A 26,179-nucleotide genomic window follows, 5' to 3' on the forward strand; every position below is an offset into this window, starting at 1 on the left:
GCGACGCACGGGTGGACCTGCCGACGTATGCCTTCGATCACCGTCACTACTGGCTGAAGACGGCTCCTTCGGCGGACGCCGCCTCGCTCGGGCAGGCCGGTGCTGATCATCCCCTCCTTGGTGCTGTGGTGGAGGTGCCGGAGACGGGCGGGGTGTTGTGCACCTCGCGGTGGTCGCTGCGTACGCATCCCTGGCTGGCGGACCACACCGTCGGCGGAACCGTGCTCGTGCCCGGCACCGGACTGGTGGAGCTGGCCGTCCGCGCCGGTGACGAAGTCGGCTGCGGATTCCTCGAAGAACTGGTCGTCGAAGCCCCGCTGGTGCTGCCGGAGCAGGGCGGGGTCCGGGTCCAGGTCACCGTCGGCGGTGCGGAGGAGACGGGCTCCCGGACGGTCGCCGTGTACTCGGCACCCGAGGACGCCACCGGTGACGTAGGCGTCGGGGCCTGGACGCGGCATGCCACCGGCACGCTCACCGCTGTGGCACCGGCCGACGAGGACGGGTTGGTCACCGACCTCGCCGTGTGGCCGCCCACCGGCGCACGGCAGGTCGACGTCTCCGGCGGCTACGAGCTGCTGACCGAGGCCGGTTACGGCTACGGTCCGGTGTTCCAAGGCGTACGCACCCTGTGGCGACGCGGTGACGATCTCTTCGCCGAGGTCGCGCTGCCCGAGGACCAGCGGGCCGGTGCCGCCCGGTTCGGCATCCATCCGGCGCTGCTCGACGCCGCCCTGCACCCCGCGATGCTGGACGTGGCGCTCGCCGACCCCGAGGGGGAGAACCGGACCGATGACGGCAACGGCGTCCACCTCCCGTTCGGCTGGAACGGGCTGCGCCTGCACGCGGCCGGCGCCACGGCGCTGCGCGTGCGCCTGACCCGCTCCGCTCCCGACGCCCTGGCCCTGGAGGCGGCCGACGAGACCGGCGCCCCGGTGCTCACCCTGCGATCACTGGTCTCCCGAGCGGTCTCCGCCGACCAACTGGGCGCGATGGCCGACGACAGCCGGCACTCCCTGTACCGCGTCGACTGGACGGAGTCGTCCGCCACCACCGACCCGGGCCTGGACCTGCCGCCCGCCTGGGTGCCGATCACCGAGCCGGCCCATGTGGCCGCGCTGACCGACGGCTTCGGTGTGCCCCCGGTCGTCGTCCTGGAAGCCGGCCGCACAGACGTGCCGGACGGCACGGACGACGAGGCGGCACTGGCCCTGACGAGCCGCGTGCTGGAGGTCGTCCAGGCGTGGCTGGCCGCCCCCGGCCTGGAGGCGGCCCAACTGGTCGTCGTCACCCGGGGCGCGGTACCCGCCGACGGCGAGCGGACGGTGACCGACCCGGCGGCAGCGGCCGTCTGGGGTCTGGTCCGGGTCGCCCAGGCCGAGAACCCCGACCGGATCGTCCTGCTCGACACGGACACCCCCGGTGGCACCGACGTCGAGCCGCTGCTGACCGCCGTGCTGGCCACCGGTGAACCCCAGGTCGCCGTGCGCGGCACCCGGCTGTACGTGCCCAGGATCGCCCGCGCGACCGCGCCCGCCGTCCAGGACGGCGCCGGGGACACGCGCTTCGGCCCCGAGGGATCGGTACTGATCACGGGCGGTACCGGTGTGCTGGGCGCGCTGGTGGCCCGCCACCTGGTGGAGCGGTACGGCGTCCGGCACCTGGTCCTGGCGAGCCGGCGGGGGGCCGAGGCGGAGGGGGCCGCGGAGCTGGCGGCCGAGCTGACGGAGCTGGGCGCGCGGTCGGTGCACTTGGCGGCCTGCGACGTCTCCGACCGGCCGGCGGTGGCGGAACTGCTGGACTCGGTTCCGGCGGAACACCCCCTCACCGGTGTGGTGCACACGGCCGGCGTCCTGGACGACGGCGTGATCGGCGCCCTCACCCCCGAGCGGCTGACGGGCGTGTTCGCACCGAAGGTGCCCGCGGTCACGCACCTGGACGAGCTGACCCGGGAGCGCGCCCCGGAACTGGGCGCGTTCGTGGTGTTCTCGTCGGCGGCCGGAGTGTTCGGCTCGGCCGGCCAGGGCAACTACGCGGCGGCCAACGCCTACCTCGACGCGGTCGTACAGCGCCGCCGGGCCGCCGGACTGCCGGGTGTCTCACTGGCGTGGGGCCTGTGGGAACAGGCCACCGGCATGACCGCCCACCTCGACACCGCCGACCAGGCCCGGGTGAGCCGGAGCCGCAGCCGGACCATCACCGTCGACGAGGGCCTGGACCTGATCGACGCGGCCCTGCGCACCGGGGACCCCCTGCTCGTCCCGATCAAACTGGACCTGCGGGCGATGCGCGCCGACGCCGCGGCCGGGCGCGGCGTACAGCCGTTGCTGCGGGGCCTGGTCAAGGTGCCCCGGCAGACCGCACGGGCAGCGGCCGCCACCGACGAAACCGGCGGACTCGCCCGTCGACTGGCCGGGCTCGCCCCGGCGGAGCAGGAGGCGCTGCTGCTGGACCTGGTCCGGACGCACGCGGCGACGGTGCTCGGCCACGCCGGCCCCGAGGGCGTCAAGCAGGACACGGTGTTCCGGGATTCCGGGTTCGACTCGCTCACCTCGGTCGAGCTGCGCAACCGGCTCCGTGAGGCGACCGGTCTGAAGCTGGCCGCCACCGTCGTCTTCGACCATCCGACGCCGCTCGCCCTGGCCCGTCATCTGCACGGAGAGTTGGGCGAGACGGCGGCGATCGCCCCCGTGCGGGAAACGGCCGTCACGCTCGCCGATCCGGACGAGCCGATCGCGATCGTCGGCATGGCCTGCCGGCTGCCCGGCGGCGTCGACAGTCCCGAAGAACTGTGGCGGCTGGTCGCCGAGGGCCGGGACGCGATGTCCGGCTTCCCCGACGACCGCGGCTGGGACCTGGAGGGCCTGTTCGACGCCGATCCCGACAAGGCCGGCACGTCCTACGTCGACCAGGGTGGCTTCCTGCACGAGGCGGGCCTGTTCGACGCGGGCTTCTGGGGGATCTCGCCGCGTGAGGCACTGGCGATGGACCCCCAACAGCGGCTGCTGCTGGAGACCTCGTGGGAGGCGCTGGAGCGGGCCGGTATCGATCCGACCTCGCTCAAGGGCAGCGACGTCGGGGTGTTCTCCGGCCTGATGGGCCAGGGATACGGCACCGGCGGTGAGATCCCCGCCGAACTGGAGGGATTCGTCACCACCGGCGCCGGCAGCAGCGTGGCCTCGGGCCGGGTGTCGTACGTCTTCGGCTTCGAGGGCCCGGCGGTGACCGTGGACACGGCCTGCTCGTCCTCCCTGGTCGCCATCCACCTGGCCGCCCAGGCCCTGCGGGGCGGCGAGTGCTCCCTCGCCCTGGCCAGCGGCGCGGCCGTCATGTCCAGCCCCGGCGCCTTCGTCCAGTTCTCGCGGCAGCGGGGGCTGGCTGCCGATGGTCGCTGCAAGTCGTATGCGGAGGCGGCCGATGGCACGGGGTGGGCCGAGGGTGCGGGTGTGGTGGTGCTGGAGCGGTTGTCGGAGGCGCGGCGCAGGGGCCATCGGGTGCTGGCGGTGGTGCGGGGCAGTGCGGTCAATCAGGACGGTGCGTCCAATGGTCTGACGGCGCCGAACGGTCCGTCGCAGCAGCGGGTGATCCGCAAGGCGCTGGCGAACGCCGGGCTTACGGCGGCGGACGTGGACGCGGTGGAGGGCCACGGCACGGGCACGGTCCTGGGCGATCCGATCGAGGCACAGGCCCTGCTCGCCACGTACGGTCAGGACCGCGAACGGCCGCTCTGGCTGGGCTCGCTGAAGTCGAACATCGGACACACCCAGGCCGCCTCCGGCGTGGCCGGTGTGATCAAGATGGTCGAGGCCATGCGGCACGGCGTCCTGCCGCCCACTCTCCACGTCGACGAGCCGTCGTCCAAGGTGGACTGGACCTCCGGAGCGGTCGAACTGCTCACCGAAGTCCGCGACTGGCCCGAGACCGGGCGCCCCCGCCGGGTGGGTGTCTCCTCCTTCGGGCTGAGCGGCACGAACGCCCACCTGATTCTGGAGCAGGCACCGGAGGAACCGGTGGTCGAGGAGCCGGTGGTGCCGGCCGGTGGTGTGGTGCCGCTGGTCGTCTCCGCGCGCAGTGGCGGGGCGCTGGCCGGTTCGGCGGGGCGGCTGGCGTCGTTCGTGGGTGGCAGTGATGTTCCGTTGGCGGTGGTCGCGGGGGCGTTGGTGTCCCGGCGGGCGGTGTTGCCGGAGCGGGCCGTGGTCGTCGCCGAGGGCCGTGAGGAGGTGGTGACCGGACTGACGGCGCTGGCCGAAGGAGCGTCCTCGCCGCTCGTCGTCACCGGCTCCGACAGCACCGGCGGCACGGTGTTCGTCTTTCCCGGCCAGGGGTCGCAGCGCGCGGGGATGGGGCGTGAGCTGTATGACCGGTATCCGGTGTTCGCCCGCGCGCTGGACGAGGCGTGTGCGGCACTGGATGCGGAGCTGGCCGGGCATGTGGATCACTCGGTGAAGGACGTGGTCTTCGGCGAGGTCGGCAACGCGGATGGTGGCCTGCTGGATCGGACGGTGTTCACGCAGGCGGGGTTGTTCGCGGTGGAGTCGGCGTTGTTCCGGCTGGTGGAGTCGTGGGGTGTGCGGCCGGATGTGGTGGCCGGGCATTCGGTCGGTGAGGTCGTGGCCGCGCATGTGGCCGGGGTGCTGTCGTTGGAGGATGCGGCGGCGTTGGTGGCGGCGCGGGGCCGGCTGATGCAGGCCCTTGCTCCGGGTGGGGCGATGGTGGCGGTGGCCGCCACGGAGGCGGAGGCCGAGGAGTATCTCGGTGCGGGGGTTGATCTCGCGGCGGTGAACGCGCCTGGTTCGGTCGTCCTGTCGGGTGAGGAGGGCGCGGTCGAAGCGGTGGTGGAGAAGCTGCGTGAGCAGGGCCGCAGGACCAAGCGGCTGGCTGTCTCGCACGCGTTCCACTCGGCGTTGATGGAGCCGATGCTGGCCGACTTCGCCAGGGTGTTGTCCGGGCTGACGTTCGACGAGCCGGCTGTTCCCGTCGTGTCGAATGTGACGGGCCGGCTTGCCGTGCCGGGGCAGCTGACCGATCCGGCGTACTGGGTGGACCATGTGCGCCGGCCGGTCCGTTTCGCCGACGGGATCGGGGCCACCGACGGCTCCGTCTTCCTGGAGCTGGGTCCCGGTGGGGCGCTGACCGGCGCGATCACGGAGTCTGCGGGCGAGGACGCAGTATGTGTCCCGGCCCTGCGCGACGACCGAGGCGAGGCCCACACGCTCCTGCTGTCGGTGGCCGAGCTGTTCGTACGCGGCGCGAAGGTGGACTGGACGGCGGTCCTGCCGAAGGGCGCCGGTGACACCCACGTGGATCTGCCGACGTACGCCTTCGACCACCAGCACTACTGGCTGCGGACGGCCCCCGCCACCGATGCCGTCGCCCTGGGCCAGAGCACGGCGGACCACCCGCTGCTGGGCGCGGTGGTGCAGTTGCCGCAGTCCGACGGGCTGGTCTTCACCTCCCGGCTCTCCCTGCGCACCCACCCCTGGCTGGCCGACCACACCGTCGGCGGTGTCGTCCTCGTCCCCGGTACCGGACTGGTGGAGCTGGCTGTACGGGCCGGGGACGAGGTCGGCTGCGGATTCCTCGAAGAATTGGTCGTCGAAGCCCCGCTGGTGCTGCCGGAGCAGGGCGGGGTGCGGGTCCAGGTCACCGTCGAAGCACCGGACTCGGAGGGGCGCCGCCCGGTGGCCGTTCACTCCGTGCGGGAGGACGCCGTCGGCGAGACCGGGGCGGACCCGTGGACCCGGCACGCCACCGGTAGCCTCACCGGCACCGGCACCGGCACCGTCCCCGCGGCCGGCGCCTTCGACTTCACCGCCTGGCCCCCGCCCGGCGCACAGGCCGAGGATCTCGCCGGCGCGGACGCGCTGCTGCTCCAGAGCGGCTACGAGTACGGCCCCGTCTTCCAGGCCCTGCGGGCGATGTGGCGGCGCGGGGATGAACTGTTCGCCGAGGTCGCTCTGCCGGACGGGCAGCGGGACGCGGCGGCCCGGTTCGGCATCCACCCGGCACTCCTGGAAGCGGCCCTGCGTCCGGCGCTGCTGGATGCCGCGGCGGTCGATGGCACTCAGGTCCAGCAGCCGCTGGACTGGCGTGGGTTGGCGCTGCACGCGGAAGGCGCCCTCGCGCTGCGCGTGCGCCTGGCCCGGTCCGCCTCCGGGGCTCTGGTGGTCCAAGCGGCCGACGAGGCCGGTGGCACGGTCGTGACCGCGCAGGCCGTCACCCTGCGACCGGTTTCGGCCGAGCAGCTGACGACGACCGGCGGCACCGGCGCCGCCGACGCGCTGTTCCGGGTGGAGTGGAGCGAGCTGCCGCCCGTGTCCGCCGTGGGAGAGGTGCCCCCGGTGACGGTGGTCGAGGCACGTACCGGCGGGGACGACGACACTCCGGTGGCATTGGCCGGGCGGGTGCTGGACGCGGTCCAGGCGTGGCTCGCGGAAGAGACAGGTGAGACGGAGGACACGGAGGCCACGGAAGAGACGGGTGAGAACCGCAGGCTCGTCGTGGTGACCCGGGGCGCCGTGCCGGCCGGTGGTGACGCGGCGGTCACCGATCCGGGGGGCGCGGCCGTGTGGGGCCTCGTGCGAGCCGCGCAGGCGGAGAACCCCGACCGGATCGTCCTCGTCGACGGTGACACGGACGAGGTGGACCTCGGCACCGTACTGGCGACCGGTGAGCCGCAGGTGGCGGTCCGCGAGGGGACGCTGTACGTCCCGCGCCTGGCCCGGCTCGCCCCGGCCGGGTCCGAGACGCCGGTGCTGGACCCGGAGGGCACGGTACTGATCACCGGTGGTACCGGGACGCTGGGCGCCGAGGTCGCCCGGCACCTGGTCGAGCGGCACGGCGTGCGCCGTCTCGTGCTCGCCGGCCGGCGCGGGCCCGAGGCGGAGGGCGCCGACCGGCTGGTGGCCGAACTCGGGGAACGGGGCGCCGAAGCCTCGGTGGTGGCGTGCGACGTCACCGACCGGGACGCGGTCGCCGCCCTCCTGGCCGCCGTACCGGAGGCTCACCCGCTGACCGGTGTCGTCCACGCGGCACGTGTCTTCGACGCCAAAGTGATCGGTGAGATGGGTCAGGACCGCATGGCCCGGGTCTTCGATCCGAAGGTCACCGGCGTACGGAACCTGGACGAGCTGACCCGCGAACTGGCCCCGGAGCTGGCCGCGTTCGTCCTGTTGTCCTCCGCCTCCTCCGTCTTCCTGGGCGCGGGCACCGGCGGTTACGCGGCGGCCAACGCCTTCCTGGACGCGGTGGCCCACCAGCGCCGGGCGGCCGGTCTGCCCGCCGTCTCGCTGGCCTGGGGTCCCTGGGAGCCGGCCGACGGCCAGGACACGGCCGCCGGTGAGACGGCACGGAACCGGACCGGCCGGCGCGGGGGTGTCGTACCGCTCACGCCGGCGGAGGGCATGGAACTGCTCGACGCGGCCCTGTCCGCCGGAGAGGCGCTGGTGGTGCCCGTCAAACTGGACCTGCGGGCGTTGCGCGCCACCGCCGCGCTGGGCGGGGGAGTGGCGCCGCTGTTCCGGGGGCTGGTGCGGACCGGACGCAAGGCGGCGGCCCGGGCCGGTGCCGGAGGCTCCGGCGGACTCGCCCGCCGACTGGCCGCGCTGTCCCCGGCCGAGCGGGAGAAGCTGCTGCTGCAACTGGTCCAGGGCCAGGTGGCGACCGTCCTCGGGCACACCGGCGCGGACCAGGTCAGGGCCGACACGGCGTTCAAGGACGCCGGGTTCGACTCCCTCACCTCCGTCGAACTGCGCAACCGCCTGCGCGAGACCACCGGGCTCCACCTGCCCGCCACCACCGTGTTCGACTACCCCACCCCGCTCGCCCTCGTCCGCTACCTGCACGACCGGCTGGCTCCGGGCGACGAGGCCGCCCCGGCCACCAACCCCCTGCTCGCCGAACTCAGCAGGCTGGAAGCGCTGCTGGCCGACACCGCTCCCGACGACGCCACCCGCACCCAGGTCGCCACCCGGCTCCAGGGCCTGCTGACGACCTGGTCCACGACGAACGGCACCGGACAGGACCCCGAGGAGAACCTCGACTTCGATGCCGCCTCCGACGACGAACTCTTCGAACTCATCGACACCGAATTCGGCCAGTAGCCGCCGGCCGGGCGGCCCGCCGCCACCGCACCCGATACCCGTGACCCACGCCCGCCCCGCAGTTCACCTGACGCCTTAGCCCCACTAGGAGCTGACCCGCAATGGCGGATGAAAGCAAGCTTCGCGACTACCTCAAGCGCGTTCTCGCCGACGCGCGCCGCTCCCAGCAACGCGTCCGTGAACTTGAGGCCGAGAAGGCGGAGCCGATCGCGATCGTGGGCATGGCGTGCCGGCTGCCCGGCGGGGTGGCCGGCCCCGACGACCTGTGGCGGCTCGTCCGTGAACACGGGGACGGGATATCGGACTTCCCGACCGACCGGGGCTGGGACCTGGAGGAACTGTTCGACGCCGACCCCGACAAGACGGGCACGTCCTACGTCGACCAGGGCGGCTTCCTGCACGAGGCGGGCCTGTTCGACGCCGGTCTCTTCGGGATCTCGCCGCGCGAAGCCCTCGCGATGGACCCGCAGCAGCGGCTGCTCCTGGAGATGTCGTGGGAAGCGCTGGAACGGTCCGGCATGGACGCGCTGTCGCTCAAGGGCTCGGACGTCGGCGTCTTCATGGGCGTCATCAACGAGGGGTACGCGACCGGCGGCCCGGTGCCACCGGAGCTGGAGGGTTTCACCGGCACCGGCACCACCGGGAGCGTGGCCTCGGGCCGCATCTCGTACGTCTTCGGCCTCGAAGGCCCCGCGGTGACCGTGGACACGGCCTGCTCCTCCTCCCTGGTCGCCATGCACCTGGCCGGACAGGCGCTGCGGCGCGGGGAGTGCTCGATGGCCCTGGCCGGGGGCGCGACCGTCATGGCCGGGCCGGGCATGTTCATGCAGTTCTCGCGGCAGCGGGCGTTGGCCGCCGACGGCCGCTGCAAGTCGTACGCGGAAGCCGCCGACGGCACGGGCTGGGCCGAGGGCGCGGGTGTGGTCGTCCTGGAGCGCCTGTCCGACGCACGCCGCAACGGCCACCGGGTACTGGCCGTCGTCCGCGCGTCCGCCGTCAACCAGGACGGTGCCTCCAACGGCCTCACCGCGCCGAACGGCCCCGCCCAGCAGCGGGTGATCCGCCGGGCGCTGGCCGAGGCGGGACTCACCCCCGCCGACGTGGACGCGGTGGAGGGGCATGGCACGGGCACGGTTCTGGGTGATCCGATCGAGGCGCAGGCGCTGCTGGCCACGTACGGTCAGGACCGTGAGCGGCCGTTGTGGCTGGGGTCGTTGAAGTCGAACATCGGTCATACGCAGGCCGCGGCCGGTGTCGCCGGTGTGATCAAGATGGTGCAGGCGATGCGGCACGGTGTGCTGCCGGCCACGCTCCACGTCGACCGGCCGTCCACCGAGGTCGACTGGTCGGCGGGGGCGGTGGAACTGCTCACGGAGGCCCGTGAGTGGCCGGAGACCGGCCGTCCGCGCCGGGCCGGTGTCTCCTCCTTCGGCGTCAGCGGTACGAACGCGCACGTGATCCTGGAGCAGGCGCCGGAGGAGCCGGAGGCGGAACCGGTGGCCCCGGTGGCGGAGCCGGTGGTTCCGGTGGTCGGTGGTGTGGTGCCGCTGGTGGTGTCGGCCGCGTCGGCGGGGGCGTTGGCGGGACAGGCCGGACGGTTGGCGGCGTTCATCACCGACACCGGCATGGAAGGATCGCTCGCCGACATCGCGGGCACCCTGGTGCGGCGCCGGGCCGCCCTGTCCGAGCGGGCCGTGGCCGTTGCCGGTTCGCGTGAGGAGGCGGTAGCGGGGCTGGGGGTGCTGGCCCGTGGTGAGAGCAGTCCGCTCGTCGTGACCGGCACCGTCGCCGGTTCCGGCGGTCCGGGGCGGACGGTTCTTGTTTTTCCTGGTCAGGGGTCTCAGTGGGTGGGGATGGGCCGGGAGTTGCTGGAGTCCTCGGCGGTGTTCGCGCAGCGGGTGGGGGAGTGTGCCCGGGCGTTGGAGCCGTGGGTGGACTGGGATGTGCGGGCGGTGTTGCGTGGTGAGGTCGATCTGCTGGGGCGGGTCGATGTGGTGCAGCCGGCCAGTTTCGTGGTGAACGTCGCTCTGGCGGCGGTGTGGGCGTCGGTGGGTGTGGTGCCGGACGCGGTGGTGGGCCATTCGCAGGGGGAGATCGCCGCGGCGTGTGTGGCCGGTGTGCTGTCGCTGGAGGAGGCGGCGCGGATCGTGGCGGTGCGCAGCCGGGTGATCGCCGGTGGGCTGGCGGGCCGGGGCGGGATGGCGTCGGTGGCGCTGTCCGAGGCGGAGGCTGTCACCCGGCTCGCCGCCTGGGAGGGGCGGGTGGAGGTGGCGGCGGTCAATGGTCCGTCGTCGGTGGTGGTCGCCGGTGACGCGCAGGCGTTGGACGAGGTGCTGGCCGTGCTGGGGGCGGAGGGGGTGCGGGTGCGCCGGGTGGCGGTGGACTACGCCTCCCACACCCGGCACGTCGAGGCCGTCGAGGGGGCGCTGACGGAGGCGTTCGCGGACATCCGCGGCCGGGCGCCGCTGGTGCCGTTCTTCTCGACGGTGACGGGTGAGTGGGTGCGTGAGGCGGGCGTGCTGGACGGCGGTTACTGGTATCGCAACCTGCGCCGGCAGGTCCGTTTCGGCCCGGCGGTCACCTCCCTGCTGGCCGAGGGACACACGGTGTTCGTCGAGTGCAGCGCCCATCCCGTCCTCGTCCAGCCGGTGAACGAGGTGGTGGACGAGGCGGGGGCCGAGGCGGTGGTGTGTGGTTCCCTGCGGCGTGGGGAGGGCGGGCTGCGGCGGTTGCTGGCGTCGGTGGCGGAGGTGTTCGTCCGGGGTGTCGCCGTGGACTGGACGGGACTGCTGCCGGCCGAGGCGCGCGACGCACGGGTGGACCTGCCGACGTATGCCTTCGATCACCGTCACTACTGGCTGAAGACGGCTCCTTCGGCGGACGCCGCCTCGCTCGGGCAGGCCGGTGCTGATCATCCCCTCCTTGGTGCTGTGGTGGAGGTGCCGGAGACGGGCGGGGTGTTGTGCACCTCGCGGTGGTCGCTGCGTACGCATCCCTGGCTGGCGGACCACACCGTCGGCGGAACCGTGCTCGTGCCCGCCGCGGCCCTGGTCGAGCTGGCCGTCCGCGCCGGTGACGAAGTCGGCTGCGGATTCCTCGAAGAACTGGTCGTCGAAGCCCCGCTGGTGCTGCCGGAGCAGGGCGGCGTCCGGGTCCAGGTCACCGTCGGCGGTGCGGAGGAGACGGGCTCCCGGACGGTCACCGTGTACTCGACGCGCGAGGACGCCACCGAGGTGAGCGGGGCCGAGGCGTGGGTCCGGCACGCCACCGGGCTCCTCACGGCGACGCCCGAGCCGGGCCAGAGCCCGCGGGGCGACTTCCGGTCCTGGCCGCCGGCCGGTGCCCAGCGCGTCGAGGCGGAGGCGCTGTACGCCGGCCTGGTCCGGCGCGGCTACGAGCACGGGCCCGTGTTCCAGGCAGTACGCGCCGTCTGGCGGGCCGGTGAGGAGATCCTCGCCGAGGTCGCCGTGCCCGAGGACGAACGGGACGCGGCCGGGCGGTTCGGTATCCACCCGGCGTTGCTGGACGCCGCCCTGCACCCGGCGTTGCTGGACGCCGCCGTGGCCGACGGCGGCTCCAGGGTGTGGCAGTACCTCGACTGGCACGGCCTCACGCTGCACGCCGTCGGTGCGGCGGCGTTGCGCGTACGCGTCAGGCCGAACGGCCGCAACGCCCTCGCGCTGGAGGCGGTCGACCAGGCCGGCGGGCTGGTGCTGCGGGCGGAGTTCGCGAAACCTCGGCCATTGGCTCCCGAGCAGTTGGAGAGTGCGGCGGGCACGGCGAGCGACGACGCGCTGTTCCGCGTCGAGTGGACCGCGCTGCCCGGTGCCGACACGGCACCGGACGAGCCGCCGTCCTGGACCACCGTGCGCTCCGCCGCCGACGTCACCGCCCTCGCGGAGGAAGCGGCGAATATCCCGGCCCTGATCGTGCTGGAGGCGGTCGCCGCCCACGACCAGGACACGGACGACCCCGCGCTGACCCTGACGAACCGGGTCCTGGCGGCGGTACAGAGCTGGCTGGCCGCCCCGGCCCTGGAGCCGACCCGGCTGGTCGTGGCCACCCAGGGGGCCGTACCGGCCGGCGCCGACGGCGCGGTGACCGACCCCGCGGGCGGCGCGGTCTGGGGGCTGATCCGGGCCGCGCAGTCCGAGAACCCCGACCGGATCACGCTGCTCGACCTCGACCCCGCGCTCGACCTCGAACCGGGCGTACCCTCCGGCGCCGCCCTGGGCCACGCCCTGGGCCGGGCCCTGACCGGAACGGAACCCGAACTGGCCCTGCGCGGCGGGACAGCGCACGTCCCCCGGCTCACCCGCGCCACCTCCGCGGATGCCGACCGGGCCGCGACGACGCAGCCCGTGACGCTGGACCCGGAGGGCACGGTCCTCATCACAGGTGGCACCGGCTCCCTCGGCGGACTGCTGGCCCGGCACCTGGTCACCCGGCACGGCATACGCCACCTCGTACTGGTCAGCCGCCGCGGCCAGGAAGCCCCGGGAGCCGCCGCGCTGGTGGCCGACCTCACCGGACTCGGCGCCGCCGAGGTCACGGTGACGGCCTGCGACGTCACCGACCGCGACGCGGTCGCCGCCCTGCTGACCGAAACGCGCCGCGCCGGACGCCCGCTGACGGCGGTCGTGCACACCGCGGGCATCGCCGACGCCGGAGTGATCGGCACCATCCGGCCCGAGCAGGTGGCGCGGGTGTTCGCACCGAAGGTCACCGCGGTCCGGCACCTGGACGCGCTCACCCGCGAACTCGCCCCGGAGCTCGCCGCGTTCGTCGTCTTCTCCTCGGTCTCCTCGGTCTTCCTCGGCGCGGGTACCGGCAGCTACGCCGCGGCCAACGCCTTCCTGGACGCGGTGGCCCACCAGCGCCGGGCCGCGGGTCTGCCCGCCACCTCGCTGGCCTGGGGGCTGTGGGACCAGGCCACCGGCGGTATGGCGGCCGGCATGGACGACCTCACCCGCAGCCGGATGAACCGGCGAGGCGGTGTGCTGCCGATGAGCCCCGCCGAGGGCATGGACCTCTTCGACGGCGCCCTGCGCACCGGTGAGGCGCTGCTCGTCCCGGCCAAACTGGACCTGCGCCGGCTCCGTACCGACGCCGGCACCGGCCGGACCGTCCCCACCCTCCTGCGGAGCCTGGTGCGCACCGGACGGCAGACCGTGCGGGCGGCCTCCGGTGACAGCGGCGACGGCCTGGCCGCCCGGCTCGCCGGGCTCGCCCCGGCGGAGCAGGAGGCGCTGCTGCTGGACCTGGTCCGGACGCACGCGGCGACGGTGCTCGGCCACGCCGGCCCCGAGGGCGTCAAGCAGGAGACCGCTTTCCGCGACTCCGGGTTCGACTCGCTCACCTCGGTCGAGCTGCGCAACCGGCTCCGTGAGGCGACCGGTCTGAAGCTGGCCGCCACCGTCGTCTTCGACCATCCGACGCCGCTCGCCCTGGCCCGTCATCTGCACGGTGAGCTGGGTGAGACGGCGGCGATCGCCCCCGTGCGGGAAACGGCCGTCACGCTCGCCGATCCGGACGAGCCGATCGCGATCGTCGGCATGGCCTGCCGGCTGCCCGGCGGCGTCGACAGTCCCGAAGAACTGTGGCGGCTGGTCGCCGAGGGGCGGGACGCGATGTCCGGCTTCCCCGACGACCGCGGCTGGGACCTGAGCGGCTTCTTCAGCGACGACCCGGACCAGACCGGCACGTCCTACGTGAGCCAGGGCGGCTTCCTCTACGACGCCCCCCTCTTCGACGCGGCGTTCTTCGGCATCTCGCCGCGTGAGGCCCTGGCGATGGACCCCCAGCAGCGGCTGCTGCTGGAGACCTCCTGGGAGGCGCTGGAGCGGGCCGGCATCGACCCGACCTCGCTCAAGGGCAGCGACGTCGGGGTGTTCTCCGGCCTGATGGGCCAGGGATACGGCACCTCGGGCCCGGTACCGCCGGAGCTGGAGGGGTTCACCGGCACCGGCGGCATGGGCAGCGTCGCCTCCGGGCGCGTCGCCTATGTCTTCGGCTTCGAGGGCCCGGCGGTGACCGTGGACACGGCCTGCTCGTCCTCCCTGGTCGCCATCCACCTGGCCGCCCAGGCCCTGCGGGGCGGCGAGTGCTCGATGGCCCTGGCGGGCGGCGCCACCGTGATGGCGACCCCGGGCACCTTCGTCGAGTTCTCGCGGCAGCGGGGGCTGGCCGCCGATGGTCGCTGCAAGTCGTATGCGGAGGCGGCCGATGGCACGGGGTGGGCCGAGGGTGCGGGTGTGGTGGTGCTGGAGCGGTTGTCGGAGGCGCGGCGCAGGGGCCATCGGGTGCTGGCGGTGGTGCGGGGCAGTGCGGTCAATCAGGACGGTGCGTCCAATGGTCTGACGGCGCCGAACGGTCCGTCGCAGCAGCGGGTGATCCGCAAGGCGCTGGCGAACGCCGGGCTTACGGCGGCGGACGTGGACGCGGTGGAGGGTCACGGCACGGGCACGGTCCTCGGTGACCCGATCGAGGCACAGGCCCTGCTCGCCACGTACGGTCAGGACCGCGAACGGCCGCTCTGGCTGGGCTCCCTGAAGTCGAACATCGGACACACCCAGATGGCCGCGGGCGTGGCCGGTGTGATCAAGATGGTCGAGGCCATGCGGCACGGCATCCTGCCCGCGACCCTGCACGTCGACGCGCCGACGTCCCAGGTCGACTGGACGGTCGGAGCGGTCGAACTGCTGACGGAGCCCCGTGAATGGCCCGAGGTGGACCGGCCGCGCCGGGTGGGCGTCTCCGGGTTCGGCGTCAGCGGCACGAACGCGCACGTGATCCTGGAGCAGGCCCCGGAGGAATCGCCTGGGGAACAGGTGACTTCGGCCGATGGTGTGGTGCCGCTGATCGTCTCGGCACGTGGCACCGGCGCCCTGGCCGGTTCGGCGGGGCGGCTGGCGTCGTTCGTGGGTGGCAGTGATGTTCCGTTGGCGGTGGTCGCGGGGGCGTTGGTGTCCCGGCGGGCGGTGTTGCCGGAGCGGGCCGTGGTCGTGGCCGAGGACCGTGAGGAGGCGGTGGCCGGGCTGCGGGCGCTGGCGGGGGGTGAGGTGTCGCCGGTGGTGGTGACGGGTTCGGCTGTCGGGGGCCGGTCGGTGTTCGTGTTCCCGGGGCAGGGGTCGCAGCGCGCGGGGATGGGGCGTGAGCTGTACGACCGCTACCCGGTGTTCGCCCGCGCGCTGGACGAGGCGTGTGCGGCACTGGATGCGGAGCTGGCCGGGCATGTGGATCACTCGGTGAAGGACGTGGTCTTCGGCGAGGTCGGCAACGCGGATGGTGGCCTGCTGGATCGGACGGTGTTCACGCAGGCGGGGTTGTTCGCGGTGGAGTCGGCGTTGTTCCGGCTGGTGGAGTCGTGGGGTGTGCGGCCGGATGTGGTGGCCGGGCATTCGGTCGGTGAGGTCGTGGCCGCGCATGTGGCCGGGGTGCTGTCGTTGGAGGACGCGGCGGCGTTGGTGGCGGCGCGGGGCCGGCTGATGCAGGCCCTTGCTCCGGGTGGGGCGATGGTGGCGGTGGCCGCCACGGAGGCGGAGGCCGAGGAGTATCTCGGTGCGGGGGTTGATCTCGCGGCGGTGAACGCGCCTGGTTCGGTCGTCCTGTCGGGTGAGGAGGGCGCGGTCGGGGCGGTGGTGGAGAAGCTGCGTGAGCGGGGCCGCAGGACCAAGCGGCTGGCTGTCTCGCACGCGTTCCACTCGGCGTTGATGGAACCGATGCTGGCCGACTTCGCCAGGGTGCTGTCCGGGCTGACGTTCGACGAGCCGGCTGTTCCCGTCGTGTCGAATGTGACGGGCGGGCTTGCCGTGCCGGGGCAGCTGACCGATCCGGCGTACTGGGTGGACCATGTGCGCCGGCCGGTCCGTTTCGCCGACGGGATCAGTGCGGCGGGCGGGTCGTTGTTCGTGGAGCTGGGTCCCGGTGCGGCGCTGACCGGCGCGATCACGGAGTCCGCGGGCGAGGACACGGTATGCGTTCCGGCGCTGCGGGAGGACCGCGGCGAGGCGCGGACGCTGCTGGCAGCCATGGCCCACCTCTTCGTGCGCGGCACCGAGGTCGACTGGACGGCGGTCCTGCCGAAGGGTGCCGGTGACACCCACGTGGACCTGCCGACGTACGCTTTCGATCACCAGCACTACTGGCTGCGGACGGCTCCCGCCACCGACGCCGTCGCCCTGGGCCAGAGCACGGCGGACCACCCGCTGCTCGGCGCGGTGGTGCAGTTGCCGCAGTCCGACGGGTTGGTCTTCACCTCCCGGCTCTCCCTGCGAACCCACCCCTGGCTGGCCGACCACACCGTCGGCGGTGTCATCCTCGTCCCCGGCACCGGGCTGGTGGAACTGGCCGTACGGGCCGGGGACGAGGTCGGCTGCGGCGTACTGGACGAACTCGTCATCGAGGCGCCCCTGGTCATACCCGAGCAGGGCGGGGTGCGGGTCCAGGTCGCCGTCGGCGGGCCGGACGACAACGGGCTGCGCGGCGTGGCGGTCTACTCGGCCCGGGAGGGCACGGCCGGTGAGATCGGCGCCGACGCCTGGACCCGGCACGCCACCGGCGGCCTCACCGGCACCGCCCCCGCGGCCGGCGCCTTCGACTTCACCGCCTGGCCCCCGCCCGGCGCCGAGCGGGTCGAGGTGGACGTCGACGCCTTCTACTCCGGCCTCATCGACAAGGGGTACGCCTACGGCCCGGTGTTCCAGGGGCTGAGGGCGGTGTGGCGGCGCGGCAACGAGGTGTACGCCGAGGTCGCCCTGCCGGACGGGCAGCGGGAGGAAGCGACCCGGTTCGGCCTCCACCCCGCCCTGCTGGACGCCGCCCTGCACGCCAACGGGTTCGTCGCCCCGGCCACCGCGACCGGGCCCGGTGACGCACCGCGCACGGTCCTGCCGTTCGCCTGGAACCGGTTGGCGCTGCACGCGGCCGGAGCCTCGGCGCTGCGCGTGCGGCTGGCGCCGTCCGGAGCCGACGCGGTGGCGGTGCAGGCCGCCGACGAGACCGGCGCACCGGTGCTGACGACCGAGTCCCTGGTCTTCCGCGCGGTCAGCGCCGAGCAACTGGAGGCCGCGGCCGGTGCTCCCGGCGCGGACGCCCTGTTCCGCGTCGCGTGGACCGACCTCGCGGTGCCGGCCGGCGCGGACGTCCCGGCGCCGGCCTGGGCGCGGGTCGCCACCGCCGCCGACCTCGCCGGTCCGGTCGTCGCCGATACCCCGCCGGAGCTGCTGGTCGTACCGGCCGACGGCTCCGACGACGCCCTGGAGCGCACCTCCCGGGTGTTGGACGTCCTGCGGGCGTGGCTGGCCGACGAGCGGCTCGCGGACTCCTCGCTCGTGGTCGTGACCCGGGGTGCGGTGCCCGCGGCCGGTGAGGACACCGTGACCGACCCGGCGGGGGCGGCCGTGTGGGGGCTGGTACGGGCCGCCCAGGCGGAGAACCCCGGCCGGATCACCCTCGTCGACACCGACACCGACACCGACACCCAGACCGGCACCGACACCGGCGCTGCTCCCGACACCGGCACCGGCACCGACGCGGACGCCCGGTCGGACGGTGACGCCTCCCTCGCGTCCCTCCTCGCCACCGTGTCGGCGGCCGGCGAACCGCAGCTCGCGCTGCGCGGTACGGCCGTCCGCGCCCCGCGCCTGGTGCGGGCCGCCACCGGTGGTCCCGCCCCGCTGCCCCCGGGCTGGGACTCCGACGGCACCGTCCTCGTCACCGGCGGCACCGGCTCGCTGGGCGCCCTGCTGGCCCGGCACCTGGTCGAGCGGCGCGGTGTCCGGCACCTGCTGCTGGCGAGCCGGCGCGGCCCGGACGCGCCCGGCGCGCGGGAACTGGTCACCGAGCTGACCGCGCTCGGCGCGACGACCGTACGGGTGGCCGCCTGCGACATCGCCGACCGCGACGAGGTCGCCGCCCTGCTGGACTCCGTACCCGACGAGCACCCCCTGACCGCCGTCCTGCACACCGCGGGCGTCCTGGACGACGGGGTCATCGGCACGCTCGACCAGGAGCGCCTGGCCCATGTCTTCGCGCCGAAGGTGAGGGCCGTCCACCACCTGGACGAGCTGACCCGGACCCTGGACCTGTCGGCGTTCGTGGTCTTCTCCTCCGCCTCCGGGCTGTTCGGCTCGGCGGGCCAGGGCAACTACGCAGCCGCCAACGCCTGGCTGGACGCCGCGATGACCCGGCGCCGGGCGGCCGGTCTGCCCGCGCTGTCCCTGGCCTGGGGACCCTGGGAGCAGACCACCGGCATGACCGCGGGCGCCGAAGCGGCGGCCCGCACCCGTGGCAACCGGCGCGGTGGCATCCTGCCGCTCACCCCGCGGGAGGGCCTGGCCCTCTTCGACGCGGCCCTGGCCGGGGACGACTCGCTGGCCGTCCCGGTCAAACTGGACCTGAGGGCCGTACGCGCCGAGGCGGCCACGGGCGCCGGGGTGCCCCCGCTGCTGCGTCACCTCGTTCCGGCCGGGCGGCAGTGGGCGCGGGCCGCCGCCGGCGACGGCGGGGACGGTCTGCTGCGCCGGCTGGCCGGGCTGGACCACGACCGGCAGGAGGCGGTGCTGCTGGACGTCGTCCGCGGCCATGTGGCCGGTGTGCTCGGCCACGCCGGAGCGGACGGCGTCGGCGCCGGTACGGCGTTCAAGGACGCCGGGTTCGACTCGCTCACCTCCGTGGAACTGCGCAACCGGCTGCGCGCCGCGACCGGGGTCAACCTCTCCGCCACCGTGGTCTTCGACCACCCCACGCCCCTCGCCCTGGCCCGCCACCTGCACGGCGAACTCGCCCCCGAGGGCGCCGGCGGGCGGCGGACCGCGGCCGAGACGGACGAGGAACGGCTGCGCCACGCGCTGCTCGGCGTCCCGCTGGAGCGGTTCCGGGAGGCCGGCCTGCTGGACGCGCTGGTCGAACTGGCCGCCTCGGAACCCGGCGCACCCGCGCCCGGCGAACCGGACGCCGGGCGGGGGGCACTGGCCGACCTGGACGTGGACGACCTCGTACACCTCGCGCTCGGCGACGGCGAATCCCTCGACGGCTGACGCGGCACACGACAGATTGGGGCAAGGAACGTGAGTGCTTCCTACGAGAAGCTTGTCGAGGCGCTGCGCAAGTCGCTGGAAGAGGTCGGCACGCTGAAGAAGCGGAACCAGCAGCTGCTGGCCGCGTCGCGCGAGCCGATCGCGATCGTCGGCATGGCGTGCCGGCTGCCCGGCGGCGTCGACTCCCCCGAGGACCTGTGGGACCTGGTCGCCGAGGGACGCGACGGGGTGTCGGGCTTCCCGGACGACCGCGGCTGGGACCTCGACACCCTGCTGGACACCGACCCCGAGAAGACCGGCACCTCCTACGTGGACCAGGGCGGTTTCCTGCGGGGCGCCGGCCGGTTCGACGCGGAGTTCTTCGGCATCTCGCCGCGCGAGGCGCTGGCGATGGACCCCCAGCAGCGGCTGCTCCTCGAAACCTCGTGGGAGGCGCTGGAGCGGGCCGGCATCGACCCGGCGACCCTCAAGGGCACGGACGTCGGCGTCTTCAACGGCATCATGGGCGTCGACTACTTCGCGGGCGGCAGCGTCCCGCCCGAGCTGGAGGGCTTCACCGGCACCGGTGCCGCCTCCAGCGTCGCCTCCGGCCGCGTCTCCTACGTCTTCGGCTTCGAGGGCCCGGCCGTCACACTCGACACCGCCTGCTCGTCCTCCCTGGTCGCCATCCACCTCGCCGCGCAGGCGCTGCGCCGCGGCGAGTGCTCGATGGCCCTGGCGGGCGGCGCCACCGTCATGGCCACGCCCGGCCTGTTCATCGACTTCTCCCGGCAGCGCGGCCTCGCCGCCGACGGCCGCTGCAAGGCCTACGCGTCGGCCGCCGACGGCACCGGCTGGGCCGAGGGAGCGGGCGTCATCGTCCTGGAACGCCTCTCGGAGGCGCGGCGCAGGGGCCACCGCGTGCTGGCCGTCGTGCGCGGTACGGCGGTCAACCAGGACGGCGCCTCCAACGGCCTCACCGCCCCCAACGGCCCCGCCCAGCAGCGCGTGATCCGCAAGGCCCTCGCCGCGGCCGGTCTCACCCCGGCGGACGTGGACGCGGTGGAGGGCCACGGCACGGGCACGGTCCTGGGCGACCCGATCGAGGCACAGGCCCTGCTCGCCACCTACGGCCAGGACCGCGAACGGCCGCTCTGGCTGGGCTCCCTGAAGTCGAACATCGGACACACCCAGGCCGCCGCCGGTGTCGCCGGTGTGATCAAGACGGTCCAGGCCCTGCGTCACGGCGTGCTCCCCGCGACCCTGCACGTCGACGAACCGTCCCCCCGCGTCGACTGGGACGCGGGCGCCGTGCGGCTGCTCACGGAGGCCCGTGCGTGGCCGGACCTGGACCGGCCGCGCCGGGCGGGCGTCTCCGGGTTCGGCGTCAGCGGCACGAACGCCCACGTGATCCTGGAGCAGGCCCCCGAGGAGCCCGCCGCCGTGCCGGTGGCCGCGAGCGACGGCGAGCTGCCGGTCGTGGTCTCGGCCCGCACCACGGCCGCCCTCGCCGGACAGGCCGGACGGCTGGCGGACTTCGTCGCCGGCACCGACGCCCCGCTGGTGACCGTCGCCGGCGCACTGGTCGCCCGGCGCACGACCCACCCCGAACGGGCCGTGCTCCTCGCCGGCTCACGGGACGAGGCCCTGGCCGGGCTGCGGGCGCTGGCTGACGGGGAGACCGGGGCCTCTTCGTTGATCACGGGTTCGGCTGTCGGGGGCCGGTCGGTGTTCGTGTTCCCGGGGCAGGGGTCGCAGCGCGCGGGGATGGGGCGTGAGCTGTATGACCGCTATCCGGTGTTCGCCCGCGCGCTGGACGAGGCGTGTGCGGCACTGGATGCGGAGCTGGCCGGTCATGTGGATCACTCGGTGAAGGACGTGGTCTTCGGCGAGGTCGGCAACGCGGGTGGTGGCCTGCTGGATCGGACGGTGTTCACGCAGGCGGGGTTGTTCGCGGTGGAGTCGGCGTTGTTCCGGCTGGTGGAGTCGTGGGGTGTGCGGCCGGATGTGGTGGCCGGGCATTCGGTCGGTGAGGTCGTGGCCGCGCATGTGGCCGGGGTGCTGTCCCTGGAGGACGCGGCGGCGTTGGTGGCGGCGCGGGGCCGGCTGATGCAGGCCCTTGCTCCGGGTGGGGCGATGGTGGCGGTGGCCGCCACGGAGGCGGAGGCCGAGGAGTATCTCGGTGCGGGGGTTGATCTCGCGGCGGTGAACGCGCCTGGTTCGGTCGTCCTGTCGGGTGAGGAGGGCGCGGTCGGGGCGGTGGTGGAGAAGCTGCGTGAGCGGGGCCGCAGGACCAAGCGGCTGGCTGTCTCGCACGCGTTCCACTCGGCGTTGATGGAGCCGATGCTGGCCGACTTCGCCAGGGTGTTGTCCGGGCTGACGTTCGACGAGCCGGCTGTTCCCGTCGTGTCGAACGTGACGGGCGGGCTTGCCGTGCCGGGGCAGCTGACCGATCCGGCGTACTGGGTGGACCATGTGCGCCGGCCGGTCCGTTTCGCCGACGGGATCGGGGCCACCGACGGCTCCGTCTTCCTGGAGCTGGGCCCGGGTGCGGCGCTGACCGGCGCGATCACGGAGTCCGCGGGCGAGGACACAGTATGCGTTCCGGCGCTGCGGGACGACCGAGGCGAGGCCCACACGCTCCTGCTGTCGGTGGCCGAACTGTTCGTCCGCGGCGCGAAGGTGGACTGGACGGCGGTCCTGCCGAAGGGTGCCACCGAGATCCCGGTGGACCTGCCGACGTACGCCTTCGACCACCAGCACTACTGGCTTCCGACCCCCCGCCCCCTCATGGACGCCACCGCCCTGGGCCAGGGCAGCGCCGACCACCCCCTGCTGGGCGCGGTGGTGCAGTTGCCGCAGTCCGACGGGCTGGTCCTCACCTCGCGGCTCTCCCTGCGCACCCACCCCTGGCTGGCCGACCACACCGTCGGCGGTGTCGTCCTCGTCCCCGGCACCGGGCTGGTGGAACTGGCCGTACGGGCCGGTGACGAGGTCGGCTGCGGCGTACTGGACGAACTCGTCATCGAGGCGCCCCTGGTCGTCCCGGCGGAGGGCGCCGTACGCGTCCAGGTCGCCGTCGGCGGGCCGGACGAGACCGGGTCCCGGACCGTGGAGGTGTACTCCACCGGCCAGGACGTCGATGCCGAGGGCGGCGCGGGCACCTGGACCCGGCACGCCGGCGGCACCCTGAGCACGGCCGTCCCTCCCGCCGGCACCTTCGACTTCACCGCCTGGCCCCCGCCCGGCGCCCGGCAGGTCGACATCTCCGACGGCTACGAGAAACTGACCCGGGCGGGATACGCGTACGGCCCGGCGTTCCAGTGCGTGCGCAAGGTCTGGCGGCGCGACGGCGAACTGTTCGCCGAGGTCGCCGTACCGCCGGAACAGCGCGAGAACGCCGCCGGGTTCGGCATCCACCCGGCGCTGCTCGACGCGGCACTGCACGCGAGCATCCTGGACGCGGCCGCCGAGGTGACCGACGGCACGGTGGCCGAGGACGAGCCGGTGGTGCGGCTGCCGTTCGCCTGGAACGGGCTGGCGCTGCACGCCTCCGGTGCCGCGTCGATCCGGGTACGGCTGCTCCGGCCCGACCCGGACACGCTGTCCCTGGAGGCCGTCGACGACACCGGCGGTCCGGTCCTGACGCTGGACTCGCTCGTCTCGCGGGCCGTCTCCGGCGAGCAGCTCGCAGCGGCGGCCGGCACACCCGGCACCGACGCGCTGTTCGGCGTGGAGTGGAGCGAGCTGCCGCCCGTGTCCGCCGTGGGAGAGGTGCCCGCGGTGACGGTGGTCGAGGCACGTACCGGCGGGGACGACGACACGCCGGTGGCATTGGCCGGCCGGGTGCTGACCGCCGTACAGGCGTGGCTCGCGGACGAGGACGCCGCGGACCGCCGGCTGGTCGTGGTGACTCGGGGGGCGGTGCCGGCCGGTGGTGACGCGGCGGTCACCGATGTGGGGGGTGCGGCGGTGTGGGGGCTGGTGCGGGCCGCGCAGGCGGAGAACCCGGACCGGTTCGTGCTGGTGGACGGTGACACGGACGAGGTGGATCTGGGTGTCGTCCTGGCGGCCGGTGAGCCGCAGGTGGCGGTGCGTGCGGGGGTGTTGTACGTGCCGCGGCTGGCCCGGCTCGCCCCGGCCGGGGCCGGGGAGCCGGTGCTGGATGCGGAGGGGACGGTGCTGATCACGGGTGGTACCGGTTCGCTGGCGGGTCTGCTGGCGCGGCATCTGGTGGTCCGGCACGGGGTGCGGCATCTGGTGCTGGTGAGCCGTCGGGGCATGCGGGCGCAGGGGGCCGCGGAGTTGGTGGCGGGGCTGGAGGCGCTGGGTGCCGAGTCGGTGGCGGTGCCGGCCTGTGACGTGACGGACCGGGAGGCGGTGCGGGCGCTGCTGGCCGGGCTGGGCGGCCCGCGGCTGACCGCTGTCGTGCACGCGGCCGGTGTCTTCGACGCGGGGGTGGTCGGGGAGATCGAGCCGGAGCGGCTGGCGCGGGTGTTCGCGCCGAAGGTGGCGGCGGTCGAGCATCTGGACGAGCTGACCCGGGAACTGGTGCCGGATCTGGACGCGTTCGTCGTGTACTCGTCGGTCTCGGGTGTCTTCCTCGGTGCGGGGACCGGCAGTTACGGTGCCGCCAACGCCTGCATGGACGGATTGATGGCCCGCCGTCGGGCGGCCGGGTTCCCGGCGCGGTCGCTGGCCTGGGGACTGTGGGAGCAGACCACCGGCATGGGCGCCGGCCTGGACGACCTCTCCCGCAGCCGCATGAGCCGCCGCGGCGGTGTGCTGCCGCTGGGCCCCGAGGAGGGCATGGAGCTGTTCGACGCGGCGCTGGCCGGTGACCGGACCCTGGTCGTGCCGGCCAGGATCGACCTGCGGGGACTGCGGGCCGACGCCACCGCCGGAGCCACCGTGCCGCCCCTGCTGCGCGGCCTCGTCCGCGCGGGCCGGCGTGCCGCGCGGGGGAGCGGACCCGAGGGCCGGGACGGGCTGGCCGGACGGCTGGCCGGGCTGGCCCCCGCCGAGCGCGAGACACTCCTGCTGGACCTGGTCCGCGCCCACGTCGCCAACGTCCTCGGGCACACCGGACCGGACCGGGTCAGGGCCGAGACCGCGTTCAAGGACGCCGGGTTCGACTCCCTCACCTCCGTCGAACTGCGCAACCGCCTGCGCGAGGCCACCGGCCTGAACCTTCCCGCCACCGCCGTCTTCGACTACCCGACGCCGCTCGCGCTCGCCCGGCACCTGCACGAGGAGTTCGCGGGCGCCACCCCGGCCGCGGCCGGAGCGGCGCGGCCGGCCGCGCCGCACGACCCGGACGAGCCGATCGCCGTGGTGGGCATGGCCTGCCGGCTGCCCGGCGGGGTCGGCGGCCCCGAGGACCTGTGGCGCCTGGTCCGCGAGGGCCGCGACGGAGTCACGGGGTTCCCCACCGACCGCGGCTGGGACCTCGACGCGGTCTTCGACGCCGACCCCGAGCACGCCGGGACGTCGTACGTCGGCCAGGGCGGGTTCCTGCACGAGGCACCGCTGTTCGACCCGCTGTTCTTCGGGATCTCCCCCCGGGAGGCGGTGGCCATGGACCCGCAGCAGCGGCTGCTCCTGGAGACCTCCTGGGAGGCGCTGGAGCGGGCGGGCGTCGACCCCCTGGCGCTGAAGGGCACGGATGTCGGCGTGTTCAGCGGCATCATGGGCGTCGACTACTACTCCGGCGGCGGAGTGCCGGAAGAGGTGGGCGGCTTCGCGCTGACCGGCGCCGGGGCGAGCGTGGCCTCGGGCCGGGTGTCGTACGTCTTCGGCTTCGAGGGCCCCGCCGTCACCGTGGACACCGCCTGCTCCTCCTCGCTCGTCGCCCTGCACCTGGCCGCCCAGGCCCTGCGGCAGGGAGAGTGCTCCCTCGCCCTCGCCGGCGGTTCGACGGTGATGGCCGGGCCCGGGATGTTCATGGAGTTCTCCCGGCAGCGGGCGCTGGCCTCGGACGGGCGGTGCAAGTCGTACGCCGACGCCGCCGACGGCACCGGCTGGGCCGAGGGCGCGGGAGTGGTCGTACTCGAACGCCTCTCGGAGGCCCGCCGCAACGGCCACCGGGTGCTCGCCGTGATCCGGGGCAGCGCCGTCAACCAGGACGGCGCCTCCAACGGGCTCACCGCCCCCAACGGCCCCTCCCAGCAGCGGGTCATCCGTAAGGCCCTCGCCGCGGCCGGTCTCACCCCGGCCGACGTGGACCTGGTGGAGGGCCACGGCACCGGCACCGTCCTCGGCGACCCGATCGAGGCGCAGGCCCTGCTGGCGACGTACGGCCGGGACCGGGACCCGCGGCGACCGCTGTGGCTCGGCTCGCTGAAGTCGAACATCGGCCACGCCCAAGCCGCCGCCGGTGTCGCCGGCGTGATCAAGGCCGTACAGGCGCTGCGGCACCGCGAGATGCCCGCCACCCTGCACGTCGACGCGCCCTCCTCCCAGGTCGACTGGTCGGCCGGCGCGGTGCGGCTGCTCACCGAGGCCCGCGAGTGGGCCGACCCGGGACGGCCGCGCCGGGCCGCGGTGTCCTCGTTCGGGCTCAGCGGCACCAACGCGCACGTGATCCTGGAAGAGGCTCCGCGGCCCCCGGAGGAAGCCGCTGAGGAGCCCGCGCGGCCGGCCGCCGCCGTCGTCCCGCTGGTCGTGTCGGCCCGCGGCACCGCGGCGCTCGCCGGGCAGGCGGCACGGCTCGCCGCGTTCCTCGACGGCACCGACGCCGCGCTCACGAAGATCGCGGCGGCGCTGGTGACCCGGCGGGCCGTCCTGCCGGAGCGGGCCGTGGTCCTGGCCGGCACCCGCGAGGAGGCACTGGCCGGACTGGGCGCGCTGGCCCGCGGCGAGAGCAGCCCCGCCGTGGTGACCGGCGGTCCCGCCGCGGCCGGCGCCGGCAAGGTCGTCCTCGTCTTTCCTGGTCAGGGTTCGCAGTGGAACGGCATGGGCCGCGAACTGCTGGAGTCCTCTCCGGTGTTCGCGGAGCGGATCGAGGAGTGTGCCCGGGCTCTGGAGCCCTGGACGGACTGGGACCTGAAGGCGGTCCTGCGC

General features: G+C 74.4%; 3 protein-coding genes and 2 pseudogenes. All 5 read left to right on the forward strand.

The genetic code is table 11. From position 1 onward, the window contains the following. Window positions 1-11: 11 nt before the first annotated feature. On the forward strand, window positions 12-8,099 hold the full coding sequence (locus ACY1JF_RS31320) for an SDR family NAD(P)-dependent oxidoreductase (protein WP_462708662.1): 8,088 nt from the start codon (window positions 12-14) through the stop codon (window positions 8,097-8,099). Between the two features lie 119 nt (window positions 8,100-8,218). Next, a pseudogene (locus ACY1JF_RS31325) lies at window positions 8,219-11,764 on the forward strand (type I polyketide synthase); the annotation flags it as partial. After that, window positions 11,738-19,138: a type I polyketide synthase gene (locus ACY1JF_RS31330; protein WP_462708663.1), complete on the forward strand. Its 7,401-nt coding sequence runs from the start codon at window positions 11,738-11,740 to the stop codon at window positions 19,136-19,138. The pseudogene ACY1JF_RS31325 and the gene ACY1JF_RS31330, both read left to right, overlap by 27 nt. 30 nt (window positions 19,139-19,168) lie before the next feature. After that, window positions 19,169-19,222 (forward strand): annotated as a pseudogene (locus tag ACY1JF_RS31335) (hypothetical protein); the annotation flags it as partial. Between the two features lie 81 nt (window positions 19,223-19,303). Next, window positions 19,304-26,179 (forward strand): beta-ketoacyl synthase N-terminal-like domain-containing protein (locus ACY1JF_RS31340; RefSeq protein ID WP_462708664.1); only part of this gene is annotated, 6,876 nt, incomplete at its 3' end.

It is taken from the genome of Streptomyces sp. SYSU D01066-1 (genome assembly GCF_054956795.1).